This window comes from Microvirga arabica (assembly GCF_016811235.1).
Taxonomy (GTDB): Bacteria; Pseudomonadota; Alphaproteobacteria; order Rhizobiales; family Beijerinckiaceae; genus Microvirga; species Microvirga arabica.
The window spans coordinates 1-15,847 of record NZ_JAFBID010000109.1 but is presented as its reverse complement, the minus strand read 5'-3'; the positions used below and the strand labels follow the sequence as shown (position 1 = coordinate 15,847).

The following is a 15,847-nucleotide window of genomic DNA, read 5'->3' as shown; positions in this document are numbered from 1 at the left end:
CCTTTCCTCCCCGGCGGTTCAATAAGGCGTTTGAATTGTGAGCAGTATTTCCAACAGCAAGCCGGCGCCAACCGAAGAGCTCATTGACGTTGAATTGCAAGTTAGTTCTTCACCTCTATCGACGCCGGACCCTTCAGCGCTGCTGCGCTACTACTTCAACCTCACCGATGGCGAGACTGCAATCCGGGATGAGGAGGGCGTCGAGGCTTCCAGTCTCCAGGCAGCCGTGATCTCCGCCATGGAAGCTGTGGAGGAGCTTCGTGCTCAGGATCTATCGCACTCGGATGAGTGGCAGGGATGGAGGCTCGAGATTGTGGATGCGGCAGGTCGAGCCGTGCAGAGCATTCCCTTGGATAGCTCCGCGTCGCATTAGACACCCTCGCATCAGACCACTACGCGATCTGATCGAGGTTATGCGGCCACCGGGCATGAAAAAGCCCCGTCGGGATTGGTCTGAACGGGGCTGAAGTGTACGGAGGCGGTCAAGGGGTTGCGGGATGTGCCTCCGCATTGAGGACATGGGGGTGCCCTGTCCGCATACAATGGCGCTATGGCGCTGAAGCACGACAATGTGATGGTGTTAGAGCGCAATAGTGCGACGGCATCAGTGCCGGGCCTTCCCTGGTACATGACCCAGGAGGGGCGAATGGGCGAGTGGAAGACGGTCTACGAGGACGAGGTTGAGGAGCGCTGGGTCACACTCAAGGTCTATGAGAGTGGGGACGGCGACGAGGATGATGGCCCGGTTGTCCGCGTGACAGTAGCGCCCATTGAGGATGAACCGGAGCAGATGGGCGACGAGCCGAAGCCCATTGCCGAACCAGATGCAGAGGACAACTCCATCACCCTCGATCCTGATGCAATTGAGGATCTGGAAGAGGAGCTGATCGAAATCGGCTTCAGTCCTGAGGCGGTCAGATGGATCGTCAGCAAGGTCCCTGATTGAGCCGCCCGGCAGCCGTAAACGAGGCGTAAACGCTCGCCATCCGTTCCATGCTCATTGCGCATGGCAGGGGCGACCACCTTTAGGTTTGTCTTGAGCCGGAGGCGCTGTAGATGACCCCTCGTCCGCCGCGGCCTCCCTGTGGCGGGTTTCCTCCCTAAACTCGGCCACCGCCCTACTGGTGGCCTTTTTTCTCGCTGCCTGTGCGCGGCGCCTTTGCGCTTGGGCCGACTCATCATTGAGGTTGCGTCATGTTTTTATCAGTTGTTCTGTCAGGCCTTCGTCGTTGGTTGCGTGCCCGTGAAACCGCACGGCAGTTGCATGCTCTCTCCGACCGTGAGTTGTCCGACATCGGCATTGCCAGATACGACATCGCGCAGGTGGCACGCCAGGGCCACTGAAGCCTGAACTGAGTGCTGCTGCGATTGATGAGATTGGATGAGGGCCAAGGACGGCAGTGCATCCGTGCCTGTCCTTGGCCCTTGGGCCAAGCGGCCACGGGCCTCACCTAATGCAGCTCGATGACGCCCTCGTGACGCCGCTGCGACTGATCTCTGGCAGCAATCATCCTTTGAGCTCCGCCTTGAGCGCCTCTCACAATCGGCACAGATTTCAGCAGGTTGGGCCGTACTGATGTCTCCGCCTCACATCCCTCGATCAGCGGCAGATCTTCCGAAACCTTTGTCGAAACACCAAGGACGTCTGGCGAGGTGTTATTGACGACTACAATCACCTGACTGAGGGTTAGCTATTTCTTCTGACGCACACGGATGAGGTCCCTCGTTCCATCCTGCACATACCGTGCCTCTCGATGTCCACGGATTGTGTACCCGAGTCGGACAGCATGAGTGTGTCGGGCGCGTCGCGTATCAGCTCGAACAGATGCGGAGCCCCACGCTCCGCTAAGCGCCCTGATTGAGGTTATCCTGACAGCACCTCAGCCGGGGCGCTTACCACTTGGTACGGACCATGTCCGACGCAGGTGTGCTGGCCCAGAGGAGATCGCCGTGGCCCGCTACTACTTTGACATCCACGATGGCGCACAGAGCGTGCGTGATGACGACGGCGCCGAGTTCGATAGCCCGGAGGCTGCCGTGCAGGCTGCAGCGCGCTCGGCGGCCGAGATCGGAACAAACCGTCTGGGGAGAGGCGATACCCGCGATGTTGTCATTGAGGTGCGGGACGAGCGCGGCCAGCGGGTCTGCACCGTCAAAGCTTCGATGGAGATCGAGTGGCACGTCTCACGGCCACAGGGGCCGCACCCCTGGAGCGCATAGGTGCGGATCGCCGTTCCTGCCAAAAAAGAACCCGGCACAAGGCCGGGCTCTCTCGGAGAGGGTCATGAGCATCAACACGTCTGCTTATCAACGCTGACGCCCATGGTGTCGTTCCAGAACTGCCGCGCTGGAGGATAGGCTTGCCTACAGCTGATTGCGGCTGCGGCCGCGACTGCGGGAGAAGTACCAGATGGCTGCGGCGACGATGACGACCAGCAGGATGATCCACCAGTAGTCTGCCATACCGCCACCTGCGGCGGCAGCATCCCCGGCCGGGGCAGAACCGGGAGTGGCGCCAGGTGCCGGGGTGGTGGGTGCCGGGGTCTGTGCCCAGGCAGACGAAACAGCCAGGAAGATGAAGCTGATCAGTGCCGTGAGTTTGCTCATGGATGTGTCTCCGGTTGAGGACCCAGCGCATACGCCGACTAAATTGCCAAGCTGAGCCTGTCGGTGAACGCCTCCCGCGAGGGCATGTTCCTGTGCAAGCCAGATCCCTGCACGTAAGCTTCACCTGAGAGGACAGACACAGGAGCAGTCGGGATGGTGTTGAAGCGGCAGATGCTCGCGATCCAGGATGTCTATGTGCCTGTGAAGCGGCGTCAGACACTGAATCCGCAGAAGGTTGAAACCCTGGCCGAGAGCATGCTGGCGAAAGGTCAGGAAACGCCCATTCTTGTGCGGCCGGACGGCACCCGCTTTGTTCTGGTTGAGGGGCTGCACCGGCTGGAAGCCTGCAAGGCCCTTGGAGAGACAACAGTCCCCGCCTACCTGGTTCAGGCCCGCAAGCATTGATCTGCGCCGGGATGCTGCTGGGGCCAAATTGGAACGACCGGACAGGTGACGGTGGAGGACACAGACGAGGGGAGAGCGAGAATGGCGCCAGAAGGCTTTCACTCAACAGTAGGTGGCTGAACTAAGCATCGGGTGCCTTCGGCGTGTGAGTGACGATAACCACTACGTTGATCCCAGCGCGTCGCCGCTCCGCCGCTCGCGCGAACGTGGCCGAGAGAGCCTCCTCTTCGGTCGGATAGATCGCAAACGGCTCCCCATCGTGCGACACCGACCACAGCCCTTTGCTGGTCCGTGTGACCACAAACCCCTCCATGCCCGTAGCTCCCTGCTGTGATCCACAGTCAAGCTTAAGTGTTGGACCTTGCCGTCACATCAGGCCTAACGGAGTAGGCCTGCACCATGAGGTGGAACCGCTCCCGATGACCCTCGCTTAGATTGTTGAAGTCCGTCCTGTTGCAGGATCGTTCAAGCGTTGAGGTCCTCGATGCCGCTGAGCCCGCTGCACCGGGATGTGTGAAGGCTGCTGCGAGGCCATCCTCCTGTTGCCCCCTTTCGAGTCCAGAACCTCAGCCGATGGATAAGCCGCTGCAACCAAGCAAGACGAAAGCGCTTCTGATCGTGTATCATTCGATGGCCGGAGGCACCCGTCAGATGGTTGAGGCCGCCGTTCGTGGAGCAGCTTCAGAGCCGACCATTCGCGTCCGCCTGCTTCCGGCGCCGGACGCGCAAGCAGCGGACCTCCTCAATGCAGATGGCTACATCTTTGGCACGCCCGAAAACTTGGCGGCCATAGCCGGCCTGATGAAGGACTTCTTCGACCGCACCTACTATCTGGCCCTGGATCGGATCAGCGGACGACCCTACGCGACGCTGATCTGCGCCGGCAGCGACGGTCACAACGCGGCGCGGCAGGTGGAGCGGATCGCGACGGGATGGCGGCTCAAAGCCGTGGCGGATCCGCTGATCGTCTGCACCCATGCTCAGACTCCTGAAGCGATCCTTGCTCCCAAGGCAATCAGCCCAAACGATCTGAAGCGCTGCGAAGAGCTTGGGGCAGCTCTCGCGACAGGTCTGAGTATGGGAGTGTTCTGAAAGGTTCGGAGTAGGTGCCAAGCGGAGCAAACGTTTGCTGCGGGGAGCCGGGCTGAACTGGGAAGTAGACGGTGTTTGACCCTCAATGTGTGGCGTTGGAGCCGCCGTCGATCGCGCCACCCTTTTCCAGGAGGATCTGTCCAAAGGCCGAGAGCGCATGCGCCATTAGATTGGACCGGTCGCTCTCAGGCGCGAGTAGGATCAGGTCGGCGAGGCTCTCGACCATCATGGATGCCATCTCGACGAGGTCGGTGTCGCCGCGCTCGAAGCGCTCCTGCACCAGTTGATTGATCTCACAGTGCAAACAGTCGGACATCTCATTCCCCTTGCTGGCAGCGGGTCGCATCCGGCCTGCGTACGGCGCTCCTTTAGCAAGGCTTCCACGAACTGTCGAACGAGGCTTCAGAGTGGGAATGAGGAACCGTAACTGGCGAGGCGGATACAACAGTACTTGCCAGTTAAGCCAGCGGCAGGTCAGGCAGCCTTAGAAGTAGCCCGGCTCGCCAGCATCCTGTCATAGACGTGACCGTAGCGCAGGGCGGACCGGTGCCAGCCAAAGGACCGGCTCATCGCGGCCCGCCTCATGGCAGTCAGTCTGGGCTTTGACCGGAAGCTCTCAAGGGCTCGAGCCACTCCGTCCATCAGACCTGACGCAGAAGGATCGGAAAAGAGGAAGCCAGTCACTCCATCCTGGATCGTATCGGCCAAACCACCGGTCTTGTGGGCCACAGGAAGCGAGCCAAAGCGTTGGGCGTACATCTGGCTCAAACCGCATGGCTCAAAGCGGGACGGCATCAGGAGGAAGTCGCTGCCCGCATACAGTTGCCTCGCCTGTGTTTCATCGAAGCCGATCCGAACTCCTATGGCCTGAGGATTGCGCGCGGCGAGATCCTGCAATGCCGTTTCAAACTGGCCCTCGCCTTGTCCCATGACGGCCAGCTGACCGCCCTGGCTTACAATAGCATCAGCGGCCTCAATCGCCAGATCTATGCCCTTTTGGTGAACCAAGCGGGAGATGATGGCGAACAAAGGACCGCGCGAGACGCCCAGGCCAAAGGCATCCCGGGTCTGATTGGCATTAATCCGCTTGCCGCTGAGATCTTCGGCACCGAAATGGCCGGCCAGATAGGGGTCCCGACCAGGGTCCCAGCTGTCATCAATGCCGTTAAGGATGCCTGTGAGCTGGCCCTGATCGGCACGGGTGCGCAGAAGTCCATCGAGTCCACAGCCGAACTCTGGGTTAGTGATCTCCTGGGCATAGGTGGAACTCACCGTGGTGACATGGGAGGCATAGAAAATGCCAGCCTTCAGAAACGAGAGTTTGCCGTAAAACTCCACGCCATCGATCTGAAACGCGCTCTCTGGGATGCCGAGTGGGGCAAGACGCTCGCGGTCGAACAGCCCCTGATAGGCCAGGTTGTGAATGGTCAGGATGCTTGGCACCGCCTGTTCGCGCCAAGCCAGATAGGCTGGCGCCAAGGCTGAAGGCCAGTCGTTGACGTGCAGGATGTCCGGCTGCCATCCCAGTTCGCCTGATCCGCTTGCAATATCGGCAGCAGCGAGAGCCAGGCGTCCGAAGCGGATATCGTTGTCGCCCCAATCAGCTCCGGTCGCATCGACATAAGGCGAGCCCTCCCGATCGTAGAGGTCCGGGCACAGCAGGGTGTAGATGATGAGGCCATCGGGCATGTCGATCCGGCCGATATCACAGGCCGGCAGACGGAAGGAACTGCTTAAGCGCCCGACGACACGCATGTGATGGTTCGCCAGCACCTTGGGATAGCCGGGAATGAGAACCCGGATGTCATGCGACTGCCGCAAAGCCCGTGGAAGAGCGGCTGAAACTTCGCCGAGCCCACCTGCCTTGACAAAGTCGGACATCTCCGAAGTGACAAACAATATCCTTTGAAGCCGCTCCTCATGGGCAGCATGCATAACCGGCCGAGCCATATTACCAGGCGTGTGCATGATGCCCCCTGAAGAGATGCTTATCTGCTTAAAGTCGCAGCGACCACAGGAGCCCGGCTCACCCGAGGTTCAGTGATCAGTTAGTTTAGAAATGAACTGTCTCTACGAAAGGAAACGGCCAGCAGGATCCAAGAAGGGATGCTCTGCGGCGAATCACGTTTACTTTATGGACGGCATCCTCATGCCTATCAAAAGAAAGAAAAGCAACAAAGAAGGCTATGAAAACATAGCTTATGATCTTTTTGTCTGCTTTCAGACTGGTGATCGGACACCGCTTTTCGACCTTGTGAACAGTGATGCCGCGATCCTAGACGATACGGGTGCGGAAGCGGAGAGCCTCAATGAGGCCAAGTCACAAGCCTGGCAATTTGTAACTAAGCTGCGACAGGGGCATGGCGACGTCATTGAGGATTGGGGCCTGTGGTAGCTGGAAATCGTCTGTCCAGAGGGAACCCTGCTGCACAGAGCACCCCTGACGAACGCACTGAATTGACCAGTGAGGCTGAAGAGCTCAGGCTGGCTGGAAGTGATGTCCTTCCGATGGCGGTGACCATTCGCACTCCGTCCTGACCGATCCTCGTTTTGCCCTGCTCTCCAAAGAGTAGCGGGGGAGGCTTTCCTACCACCGAAGCGCAATAGCACGTTGCCTCTGCACAAAAGACAAGTGTTAAGGTGGGGTTAATCCCTTCAGTTAGGGGGAGCGATGGCTAAACTGGACACCCGAAATGGGCATCTACACGCGGACAAGACACGACTGACGACCACCCTGAACCAAACTCCGAGCCAGAGGCTGTCAGATCCGGAAGCCCAGATTCTTCTCCTGATCGCAGCAGGCAAGCAGATTGGCGACATTGCTGCTGCTGTAGGGACGGATCAGGCTGCCGTGAAGGAACACATCAAGGCGATCTTGCGAAAGGCCATGGGTTCCCGCAGCCAGTCGGGCAGTTCCAAAAAGATGGATCTTAGCCCCTCGGGATTTCCATCCGGGATGCGCAGTCCCTTCATCGCCTAGCAAGGGCCTCTTATGGGGGCGCTGACCTCGTGTCAGCGGATGCAGTGTTATGAGGGCAGGCTGCACGCGCAATTGTGCAGCGTTTACTGCTCATGCTGAGGCTCCGGATGAGGGGGCACATTTCGAGCCTTGTGCTCCTCGTCCTTAGCCCGCTGCTCATAGGCCGCTCCACCACACACTGGAAGTGCTGAAGCTGGCAAGGATGTAGTTCAGTGTGGATCCTGATCTCTTGGAGGAAATTCACGCGGCGCTCGACACTCTCCGTATTCTGCGGTTAGGATTCTCTCACTTAGGAAGGCTTCAACAGAGGGAAGAGCTTCGTGGCGACAGGAACGGTGAAGTGGTTCAACGACCAGAAGGGCTACGGCTTCATTCAGCCGGACAACGGTGGCAAGGACGTCTTCGTCCATATCAGCGCCGTGGAGCGTGCCGGCCTGCGTGGCTTGGCTGAGGGCCAGAAGATCTCCTATGAGGTTGAGGCGGACCGCCGCTCCGGCAAAGAATCGGCCGTGGATCTGAAGACAGCTTAGTCGAGTCGCATGAACTCAAGCGGGCGGCTCCGCAGGGGCGGCCGCCTGCCCCACAGTGGATGTTAGCGCTCGTTGAGCGTATCAGCGCTAATTCATGGCAGCTGTCAGACTACAGCCCGGTGATAGCCGGAAATAGGTCCTGACACCTAGCCGTGCGGCCATGGCACGGCAGCCGGGGCTGCCTTGGGCGCCGCCCCGCGCCTTCGTCAGACGAGGTGAACACGCTATCCCAAGCCTGAAGCCTCACAGTTTATCCGGCTCAATGGCGTGACATGGCCAGCCACTCCGTTGGTACGGTTTTTCGAAGCGAGCGCCTTGTTTCCGCCGCATCCACTGTTACCTTGACAGGATAAGCTCAGAGGTCAGCCCTACTCCATGACGAAGCTCGCCCTTGTCGTTGACGAACGAGAGTTGAGTATCATTCGTGCAGCCCTTCTCCTCCTTCAAGAGCAAGTGGACGCACTTCCGGAAGACCTCGCAGAGATGATCACCACGAACGGACCGCCTATGCCGGCGCCCGAGATCGAACAACTCAGCGTTCGTCTTCACGAGACAGCAAGACCGATACAGGATCATGCTGAACGGGAGCTGCCGCAAGCAACTCGAGTTGTTGAGGTGGAGCGGTTTCCCGCAATCAGTATGTCCCATCGCGTGATGTGAGCAGTGCCGATCACCTTGCCTGCGTCTGTTTTGGTGCCACTAAACGCTACAAACAAGCGTCTCAGTGATGAAGCTCGAGAGGGGTCCAACCGTGACTGCGCAAAGGACCCCATCGATTCAGGACATGTTCCTCGATCATCTTCGTGACAGCCGGATAGAAGTAATGATGTTCCTCGTGAACGGGATCAGGCTGCTGGGCCGCATTAGGCGGTTTGATAACTTCACAATCGAGCTTGTGAGAGATGGTCGCTCTCAGATCATTTACAAGCATGCCATATCGGCGATCAACCCGGCAGAGCCAGTCCCACCGACGGGCCCGGGTTCATTCGAGTAAAGCAGTCTTTCTCAGACATTGGCGATGCGGTTCAAGTTCGCATGGGGAAACAGTCGCTGACGCAGGGGGCACATTCTGCCTTCTGCCGAGGTGCGTTACAGCCGATGCTTTGGCTCGCGACGGCACTGGCGATAATCAGTTCCGCGCAGCCGGACCGTATCGAATACAAGGTGCGCTAAAGCCGGGCTACACCGGCAGACCTAATCACTGGCGGAACAGGAACGAGGGTCATGATGCTGCTCGAATTGGATCAAGAGCAGCTGCGTGTCCTGAGACGTGCTCTCGAAGCGAGGGCGCGTGACATGCACCTGCGCCTGGGGACGGACCCTGGGGATGAAGGCTTCCGGCGCGAAGCGACACTCGCCACAAAGCTTCTGCGACAGATCGAGGCTCTGGAAAGGCGTGCTGGTTACCGCGCCTGGGGCATTGGTGATATCGAATCTCTGCCCGAAGACGATGAGAACTGAACCCCGTTATCATAGAACAGACTACATGTGGACAGGGTGCTTCCCGACAGATGTTCCGATCAGGCGCAGCAGATCCTGCTGTTCAGCGTTGGTTTGACAATGATGAGGAGTCACGTATGCCCAAGCTGACCCGAGTTCTTGAAACTGCCCTGTACGTTGCTGACCTCGACCGGGCTGCCACCTTCTATGGTGGCGTCCTAGGCCTGCCTTGCATTCACGAGGATCACCGGATGCGAGCCTATGACGTGGGCGGCAATGGTGTTCTGCTGCTCTTTCCGCAAGGCGGGTCTCTCCAGCCCATTGAGACTCCTGGTGGGTCAATTCCACCGCACGACGGCCATGGTCCTATACACGTCGCCTTCTCGATCCCGCAGGATGAAGTGGAGGAATGGCAGCGGCATCTGACTGACGCTGGCGTTGCGCTGGAGGGGCGAACGCAATGGCCCAGGGGTGGCGTAAGCGTCTACTTCCGTGATCCCGACAATCACCTGCTGGAGATTGCCACGCCCGGATTGTGGAAGGGGTATTAGCGCAAGAACAGCCACTTATGTGTTCTCACCCGAACAGCCTTCATCGCCTGGAACGGCTTTCACTAACCCATTAGCTATTCTGCACTGACTGAAGGCTCATCCCGTCAATGATGCGGTCGCGACGGGCTTCGGATGCCCGGATTTTTCCGGTGATCTGTTCCAAGGAGCCCCGGCTCGATCCCAAAAAGCCGATCCCGGCTAAGGTCGCAGCAATCCCGATCACCAGAGCGAGGGCATCAGTCCGGACAAGCCCAGCTAGGGACGCTCCGACCAGTAGCACACCTGCTAGGATTGCTACCCGTGCCACGACCATGCTCTTCCGGCAGCGCTCTGCCGCCTCTGAGAGAACGTCGATTTCGGATTCGAGATCAGCAATCTGTTGGTGGAGGTCAGTCATCCAGATGTATCACAGTTCAAGAGGTCGGGTGCTCATTGAGATGCTTAAGTCTGTCAGATCGGAAGCAACAATCTTATCTCAGTCCCGATCAGCAGGAATATAGTCGATCATGCCCTTCTCCAAGGCGATTACCTGGACGTCGCGCAGATCGACCCGTTGTCCATTACACCATCGCACATGACCGTTGCTCCGGGCTCCCCAGCCGGTAAGCTGGCCTTACCATTGATCCATCGTTCATGGGGCATACCGCTATGAAATCGTTCGACACCATCGTGATCGGCATTGGTGGCATGGGGTCTGCCACTCTCTGGCACTTGGCTCGCCGGGGCCAGAAGGTGTTGGGCATCGAACGGTTTGACCTCGGGCACAGCATGGGCTCCTCCCACGGGCTGAACCGGATCATCCGCCTCGCCTACTTCGAACATCCCAACTATGTGCCCCTCCTCCGCCGTGCCTACGAGCTATGGCGGGAAGCCGAGCAACTGACCCGCGAGCAGCTGCTGTTCATCACGGGTGGCATTGATGCCGGAACGGAGGACAGCCGAATCGTTCAGGGCGCACTGATGGCGTGCCGGGAGCATGATCTTGCGCATGAAGTCCTCACCGCTCGGGAAACGACACAACGGTTCCCCGGCTACAAGCTCCCGGACCAGTATGCCGTCGTCTTCCAGCCAGAGGCAGGGTTCGTGGCATCGGAACGCGCCATCCTGGCGCATGCATCCCTGGCTGTTTCTGCCGGAGCCGAGCTCCATGGACGGGAGAAGGTCATCGCCATTGAGCCTGCCAACGGGCGGGTGGTGGTCGTGACGGATCAAGACCGCTATGAGGCCGGACGGGTGGTGGTGTCGGCAGGTGGCTGGATTTCCGATCTCATTCCTGCTCTCAAGAGCACGGCTGTGCCGGAACGTCAGGTTCTGGGTTGGTTCCTGCCAAAAAATCCAGACCTGTTCAGGCCAGAGGTCTTCCCGGTCTCGAACATCGAGTCTGAGGTCGGCCATTTCTACCAGTTCCCGACCTGGGGCATCCCAGGCTTCAAGATCGGCCTCTACCACCACTTCCACGAAACTGGCCATGCCGACGAGCTCTCCCGAGAGCCGACACCCGCCGACGAAGAGGCGCTTCGCAAGGGAATCTGGCACATGTTCCCTGATGCCGATGGACCTGCGCTGCGGCTCGCCACCTGCCTGTTCACCAATACGCCCGACGAGCACTTCGTGATCGACACCCTGCCAGGGTCACCGGAGGTCGTGGTGGCGTCTCCGTGCTCAGGGCACGGGTTCAAGTTCGCGAGTGTCGTTGGGGAGGCCTTGGCTGACCTCGCGATGACGGGAACCAGCAAACTTGATCTGTCGCTATTCGACATGAAACGGTTTGAAGACGCTTGAAGCTTCGTCGGAGCAGGTTGAGACGATTTGTCGTGACAGGGAAGCCGCAATTGCTGTGATGCTGGTTGTCGAGACCACGAGGCTCTCGCCGCTGGCCGCCAAGACGCAATGCAATCCATCACCGCTGCCGTGGTTGCAGCGAACGGGCCAGCTCACGAATGACCGCGTCCTCAATGTGGAGGTCGTCGATCTTCTCATCCACCTCAGGTTCTGGTTCCGGGACCAGAGCCTTGGGGCGTGGAGTGACATCAGCCACCGATGCGTCTGAGTTCGCGGCCTCGTGCGGCCCTGGCCAGGTGGTGAGCCGGTCTTCCAGCAGGTCGAGCAGATGATTGAGAGCCCTGTTCGTGACATCGACATCCCGTGCATCCGGGGCACCTTCAAGCGCCACTCTCCGGCGCCGATAGGCCGGCTCGGCGCTGACCTCCGGGCCGAACCAGGGCAAAGGATGGAAGTCCTGTTCGTCCTCTGGTGGAACGGCTACTGTCACCAGATCGAGGGGAGCGGGCCTGACGAAATGAAGAACCTGGATCTCGTATGAGCCAACCGAAAGCCGGGTGCGCAGGTACTCAACTTGGCTCTGGCTGACAGCCAGCAGGGCCTGCGCATGGGCCGGGGGTAGATCTGCCCGCTCCTCAGACGCCCCATCAGCCCGCGCCTGAAGAATCAGGCTGCTGCGGGCCTCCTCGATCTGGACGAAAGTGCTGCGTTGGGGTTGGTCGGGGAAGTAGCCCTCGCGCACGTGCTCGCCTCCCCTCTCCTTCCGGATCAGACGCGCTAGAGACGGAGCGATGACGAACAGGCGCTGTATGGGCACGCGGCAGGCCTCTCTCATGGACTGGTGACGGGTGTCCGCCCTGCCGCTAACCTAGGGCACAACCTTGAGAGAGAAAGCAAAAAGCGCTTCAGCGGCTGTCCACACTCCGGACAAAGAGAAGCGCCCCGCATCGCAGAGGCGCTTGAGTTCCAGAGAGGAACAGCCCCCCAGCCACTCCATCATGGACCGGATCAGAATGCCTGAGGAATCAGGCCGTGGCTGTCCCAAAAAGGGTACAGGTACCAGAAGATTGCCCTCAGAGGCTGGCCAGCAGCAGGCTGATGCTGATCAACATGCCTAGGGAGGCGATAAATCTGATCATAGCAGATGTGAACGTTGGCGCCGGCACAGGAGCAAAAGGAGGCGCTGCGACTTCTGTCTGACGCATGGCGAAGACCTTCAGGAGATTCAGCTGGTTCTGGGAAAGCGCCGAAGGGACGACCAATCGCGCCACTTGGCGGGTGTTTCTCTGTGCGATTTTCACGCTGGTGTCTGTAGCCGGCAGGACACACGGCGGGCCTTGATGCGACTGATCGTCGATTGTCCTGGCTCATCGGGAGCAGAATGGACCTAGCCCCAGACACGAGCATGGTTCCGCATGCCTTTCAGTGGCTGACAGCACCAAGAGCCGGGAGCCGGACGAACCATGCCTCATCCCCTGTCGCATCAGTCTACTTGGCTGACAGTGATCTTTTGCGTGACTTACGCGTGTAGGAGTTCGGCCTGGTCACAGGCACGGGCGGATCGGCGGGTTTCTTCGGTTTCATTGTCCGACTGCTGACAAACACCATGCTGCAGGACAGGATGAGCAGGAACGGCATCACCAGAAAGGCGAAGATCTGAGTATCGGTCATTCCAATCAATTGCGTGATGCTATGCGGGACGGCTGCCGCTCTTAGCACGCTCATGTCGCTGAGCCACGCCCGCCGGCGCGTGAATGGAGTACGGGATTGTCGGGCACCCTGAGCGGCCTACATCCAGGATGTGGGTCATTCCCTTGGCACACCAGCGCCCTGGGTGAGGTTTCAGACAGCGCCTCAGCCGGGGCGCTTCGTTCAGGGCTTGACCTTCCGGGCCCTGCGCCAAGCTGCCGCGCTCCTTTTGGGCTGGTTGTGCCCTTCAGCAAATCAGCTCACTCTGGCCTCAGCTGCCTTACACCGACAGCTGTCGACGAGCCCCGGGCCGGGCACGGATGTACTGCCCTCCCGGGCTCCTCGTCGGACCTCAGCGCTAGCTTGCCCTCATCCCCCGGCACCCCACCCCACATAGTCTCCAAGGTTCTGGTCTTGTCAGGCGGCATTGTCGAGCAATGCTCTCGAGCGGGGTCCTGCCAGCAACTTAAGGGCGGCGGACTTCGGCAGCGGCAAGCCTCGCCTCCCTGGCCCTGATGCGTTCGCGATGGGCCGTATAGAGGCCGCTTGCTGCAATGACAGCCCCGCCGACGAGGGTCATGGCCCCCGGCACGGTGCCGAACACGCCAAAGCCGAGCAGCCCGGCGAACAGGAGCTGGACGTAGGAGAACGGCGCGATGGTGGACGCTGCGGCCTTGCGGTAGGCCAGGATGATGAGCCAATGCCCCATGGTCGAGAAGCCGCCCATCAGCACGGCCAGGCCGATCTCCCCGGCCGTGGGCGTGCGCCAGTGGACTGGCACGAAGGCTGTCAGGGCGATCAGGCCAACCACGGCCGACCACACCAGGGTCGTCTCGGGCCGTTCAGAGCTCATCAGGCGGGTGGCGATGGCAGCCACAGCCCAGGACAGTGCTGCGCCGATCGGCAGCAGGGCGGCCATCTGGAAGGCCGAGCCGCCGGGCTGGACGACGAGCATCACACCCAGGAAGCCTACCGCCGCCGCAGTCCAGCGCCGGATGCCCACCTTCTCGCCGAGGAGCGGGATCGAGAGGGCGGTGATGAAGATCGGCGAGATGAAGTTGATCGCCGTTGCCTCAGCCACTTGGAGATGCCCTAGCCCCAGGATGAAGAGAACCGATGAGCCCGCTACGGCGAACGCCCGGATGATCTGGAGCCGCAGGCGCGGTGTGTGCATTGCCCTCGCACCACGGGCGACGAAGACAGCTGGCACCACCACCAGGCAGAAGACACCGTAGCGCAGCCAGGTGACTTCGATGGCAGGTAGCGTATCCGTCAGGACCTTTGCGGTGACATCACCCATGGCGAAGAAGACGGTCGACAGGAGGGCCAGGCCGATGGCGGCGAAAGTCGCGTCCTTGGCGGGAGCGGCGCTCCTCGTGGTCGGGAGCGCTGGGACACCCTCAGCAATGGAGGATGGATCGTCCGCTGTGGCGGAGGCGAAGGCAGGAGGGCTCATGCTGGGACGGTCTCGGTGAGAGCATGGGGCTTCATGCGCTCTGGTGAGCCAGCAGGAATAGCCGACACTGCTGAAAGTTGGGTGAATTGAACTCGTGTCATTGCGCGGGGCACCCCCGCGCCAGGCGCATGGAAAGTTGTCCCGCGGCTGCGGCGATGTGTGTAATTTCCGCTAACTGCACAAGTGCTGGAATGATCTCAGTCCTCCCTGTAGCACCCAAGCGCTCGCAGCGAGGCCGTCGCCACAACCTCACAAGCCTGGAGCCGTGTTGTGCCGACTGTTGGTCTTCACGGTCGAACATCCGAGCCAGGCACACAGTTCTTCCAGGGACGGGAAGTCGTGCTCAATCTCCCGGAAAGGCGAAGGCCTCCTGTTCCGCGGCAGATCCTCCAGCAGCTCGGCCGTCCAGGTGTAAGGCTGGCGCGAGCCGTTCCTGACAACACTGGCAACAACGGTGTCGCGCAGGAGAAGGTCATAGGCGCCGGGCGCCAGCTGGACCAGGCGGTAGGTCATTCTCGGTTCTTGTCAGATGCAAGCTGGAGATCAATGCACTCATAGGCCTTAGCGAGAGCCGCAACGCGATCTGAGGCCATGATCAGGGTCGGGCGTTGCTCGGGCCGGGCCACGACAGCCATCCACTCCAGGCCGCTCGGGCTGAGACGGATCTGGTAGCCGCTGTGCTCCACGAGCTCGGCATCTGCAAGGGGATGAGGATCAGTCATGGTCGATTAGCAGATCTGGGCCTCGTACCGAGCCGTCTGTGATGGGCCTGGAGGGACTTGAACCCCCAACCAGACCGTTATGAGCGGCCGGCTCTAACCATTGAGCTACAGGCCCCGGTCCGAGGAGCCATGCTGGCTCGCCGGTTCTTCGACTATATCAAGAACGACACAGCGGGCCAAGAGTGCGGTTGTCTCCTGAGCAGTTCTATCCTTAACGGATCTCAATGTCCTCTTCACCCTCAAGGTTTAGGAGCAGCGACGCTGCGAACGCGGGTCGAGTGTTGTGATAGTCCTGTAGGTGTGAGGGAGCAGCCGCTCGAAGCTGCGGCGCACGGTGCCGTAGCACTCGCAGGAGGCGCCTTCCAGCCCGGTACGGTCCGTCACGGTGATCGCCCCCCGGCCTTGTCTGATGAAACCTGCTTGCTGAAGTGATCTCGTGATGCTGCTGACGGTGGAGCGCTGGACACCGAGCATGTCCGCCAGGAACTCATGCGTGAGCGGCACAGTGTCCCGGTCGGGTTGTGTCGCAAGCCTGGAGAGGGGACAAGAAAGGGACAACCACTCGCTAGCGCGTTCAGGCCGCGAGTAGCTCG

Annotated in this window: 24 protein-coding genes and 1 tRNA gene; 14 read left to right on the top strand and 11 right to left on the bottom strand. The window is 60.2% G+C overall.

Features of this window, described 5'->3' with window-relative positions:
• Window positions 1-37 precede the first annotated feature (37 nt).
• The 4 genes from JQC81_RS29700 to JQC81_RS29685 all read left to right on the top strand — a co-directional run bounded on the left by JQC81_RS29700 (window position 38) and on the right by JQC81_RS29685 (window position 2,220).
• The gene (locus JQC81_RS29700; protein WP_312887610.1) at window positions 38-373 is read left to right on the top strand and encodes a DUF6894 family protein; all 336 of its coding nucleotides are present in this window, start codon (window positions 38-40) and stop codon (window positions 371-373) included.
• Between the two features lie 273 nt (window positions 374-646).
• A complete protein-coding gene (locus JQC81_RS29695) occupies window positions 647-946 on the top strand; it encodes a hypothetical protein (protein WP_203275383.1) in 300 nt (99 codons plus the stop codon).
• Window positions 947-1,194: 248 nt separating this feature from the next.
• On the top strand, window positions 1,195-1,344 hold the full coding sequence (locus JQC81_RS29690; protein WP_203275382.1) for a DUF1127 domain-containing protein: 150 nt from the start codon (window positions 1,195-1,197) through the stop codon (window positions 1,342-1,344).
• Window positions 1,345-1,950: 606 nt separating this feature from the next.
• Window positions 1,951-2,220, top strand: a complete 270-nt coding sequence (locus JQC81_RS29685) for a DUF6894 family protein (protein WP_203275381.1) — start codon at window positions 1,951-1,953, stop codon at window positions 2,218-2,220.
• A gap of 144 nt (window positions 2,221-2,364) precedes the next feature.
• Here JQC81_RS29685 and JQC81_RS29680 read toward each other — a convergent pair whose 3' ends face one another.
• A complete protein-coding gene (locus JQC81_RS29680; RefSeq protein WP_203275380.1) occupies window positions 2,365-2,607 on the bottom strand; it encodes a hypothetical protein in 243 nt (80 codons plus the stop codon).
• Window positions 2,608-2,760: 153 nt separating this feature from the next.
• On the opposite strand from JQC81_RS29680, the gene JQC81_RS29675 reads away from it, so the two are divergent.
• Window positions 2,761-3,012 carry a ParB N-terminal domain-containing protein gene (locus tag JQC81_RS29675; RefSeq protein WP_203275379.1) on the top strand — a complete coding sequence of 84 codons (252 nt, stop codon included), beginning with the start codon at window positions 2,761-2,763 and terminating at the stop codon, window positions 3,010-3,012.
• A gap of 121 nt (window positions 3,013-3,133) precedes the next feature.
• Here JQC81_RS29675 and JQC81_RS29670 read toward each other — a convergent pair whose 3' ends face one another.
• Window positions 3,134-3,313 carry a hypothetical protein gene (locus tag JQC81_RS29670; RefSeq protein ID WP_203275378.1) on the bottom strand — a complete coding sequence of 60 codons (180 nt, stop codon included), beginning with the start codon at window positions 3,311-3,313 and terminating at the stop codon, window positions 3,134-3,136.
• 272 nt (window positions 3,314-3,585) lie between these two features.
• On the opposite strand from JQC81_RS29670, the gene JQC81_RS29665 reads away from it, so the two are divergent.
• Window positions 3,586-4,104 (top strand): flavodoxin family protein, encoded by a 519-nt coding sequence (locus JQC81_RS29665; protein ID WP_203275377.1) that lies wholly within the window; start codon window positions 3,586-3,588, stop codon window positions 4,102-4,104.
• A gap of 82 nt (window positions 4,105-4,186) precedes the next feature.
• Here the strand turns inward: JQC81_RS29665 and JQC81_RS29660 are convergent, their stop codons facing one another.
• Both JQC81_RS29660 and glgA read right to left on the bottom strand, forming a co-directional pair.
• On the bottom strand, window positions 4,187-4,420 hold the full coding sequence (locus tag JQC81_RS29660; protein ID WP_203275376.1) for a hypothetical protein: 234 nt from the start codon (window positions 4,418-4,420) through the stop codon (window positions 4,187-4,189).
• A gap of 158 nt (window positions 4,421-4,578) precedes the next feature.
• Entirely contained in the window at window positions 4,579-6,072 is a 1,494-nt protein-coding gene (glgA, locus tag JQC81_RS29655; RefSeq protein WP_203275375.1) for a glycogen synthase GlgA, read from the bottom strand.
• Window positions 6,073-6,238: 166 nt separating this feature from the next.
• Here glgA and JQC81_RS29650 point away from each other — a divergent pair, with 166 nt between their 5' ends.
• The 8 genes from JQC81_RS29650 (at window position 6,239) to solA (ending at window position 11,387) form a co-directional block, all read left to right on the top strand.
• The gene (locus JQC81_RS29650; RefSeq protein WP_203275374.1) at window positions 6,239-6,499 is read left to right on the top strand and encodes a hypothetical protein; all 261 of its coding nucleotides are present in this window, start codon (window positions 6,239-6,241) and stop codon (window positions 6,497-6,499) included.
• Between the two features lie 276 nt (window positions 6,500-6,775).
• Window positions 6,776-7,084 (top strand): LuxR C-terminal-related transcriptional regulator, encoded by a 309-nt coding sequence (locus JQC81_RS29645; RefSeq protein WP_203275373.1) that lies wholly within the window; start codon window positions 6,776-6,778, stop codon window positions 7,082-7,084.
• A gap of 320 nt (window positions 7,085-7,404) precedes the next feature.
• The gene (locus JQC81_RS29640; RefSeq protein WP_203275372.1) at window positions 7,405-7,614 is read left to right on the top strand and encodes a cold-shock protein; all 210 of its coding nucleotides are present in this window, start codon (window positions 7,405-7,407) and stop codon (window positions 7,612-7,614) included.
• A gap of 375 nt (window positions 7,615-7,989) precedes the next feature.
• Complete coding sequence (locus JQC81_RS29635; RefSeq protein ID WP_203275371.1) at window positions 7,990-8,274, top strand: hypothetical protein; 285 nt, start codon at window positions 7,990-7,992, stop codon at window positions 8,272-8,274.
• A gap of 67 nt (window positions 8,275-8,341) precedes the next feature.
• On the top strand, window positions 8,342-8,608 hold the full coding sequence (gene hfq / locus JQC81_RS29630; protein WP_203275384.1) for an RNA chaperone Hfq: 267 nt from the start codon (window positions 8,342-8,344) through the stop codon (window positions 8,606-8,608).
• A gap of 230 nt (window positions 8,609-8,838) precedes the next feature.
• Window positions 8,839-9,075 carry a hypothetical protein gene (locus JQC81_RS29625; RefSeq protein WP_203275370.1) on the top strand — a complete coding sequence of 79 codons (237 nt, stop codon included), beginning with the start codon at window positions 8,839-8,841 and terminating at the stop codon, window positions 9,073-9,075.
• Between the two features lie 116 nt (window positions 9,076-9,191).
• Window positions 9,192-9,605 carry a VOC family protein gene (locus JQC81_RS29620; protein ID WP_203275369.1) on the top strand — a complete coding sequence of 138 codons (414 nt, stop codon included), beginning with the start codon at window positions 9,192-9,194 and terminating at the stop codon, window positions 9,603-9,605.
• A gap of 648 nt (window positions 9,606-10,253) precedes the next feature.
• Window positions 10,254-11,387 (top strand): N-methyl-L-tryptophan oxidase, encoded by a 1,134-nt coding sequence (gene solA / locus JQC81_RS29610; RefSeq protein WP_246520744.1) that lies wholly within the window; start codon window positions 10,254-10,256, stop codon window positions 11,385-11,387.
• A 118-nt stretch (window positions 11,388-11,505) separates the two neighbouring features.
• Here the strand turns inward: solA and JQC81_RS29605 are convergent, their stop codons facing one another.
• The 7 genes from JQC81_RS29605 to JQC81_RS29575 all read right to left on the bottom strand — a co-directional run.
• Complete coding sequence (locus tag JQC81_RS29605; protein WP_203275366.1) at window positions 11,506-12,204, bottom strand: CYTH domain-containing protein; 699 nt, start codon at window positions 12,202-12,204, stop codon at window positions 11,506-11,508.
• 256 nt (window positions 12,205-12,460) lie between these two features.
• On the bottom strand, window positions 12,461-12,688 hold the full coding sequence (locus JQC81_RS29600) for a hypothetical protein (RefSeq protein ID WP_203275365.1): 228 nt from the start codon (window positions 12,686-12,688) through the stop codon (window positions 12,461-12,463).
• 854 nt (window positions 12,689-13,542) lie between these two features.
• Window positions 13,543-14,532, bottom strand: a complete 990-nt coding sequence (locus JQC81_RS29595; RefSeq protein ID WP_203275364.1) for a DMT family transporter — start codon at window positions 14,530-14,532, stop codon at window positions 13,543-13,545.
• A 249-nt stretch (window positions 14,533-14,781) separates the two neighbouring features.
• A complete protein-coding gene (locus JQC81_RS29590; protein ID WP_203275363.1) occupies window positions 14,782-15,045 on the bottom strand; it encodes a hypothetical protein in 264 nt (87 codons plus the stop codon).
• Complete coding sequence (locus tag JQC81_RS29585) at window positions 15,042-15,254, bottom strand: hypothetical protein (protein WP_203275362.1); 213 nt, start codon at window positions 15,252-15,254, stop codon at window positions 15,042-15,044. Before JQC81_RS29585 ends, JQC81_RS29590 begins: the two co-directional genes overlap by 4 nt.
• 42 nt (window positions 15,255-15,296) lie before the next feature.
• Window positions 15,297-15,369, bottom strand: a tRNA-Ile gene (locus JQC81_RS29580).
• 131 nt (window positions 15,370-15,500) lie between these two features.
• Window positions 15,501-15,847 (bottom strand): helix-turn-helix domain-containing protein (locus JQC81_RS29575; protein ID WP_203275361.1); only part of this gene is annotated, 347 nt, incomplete at its 5' end.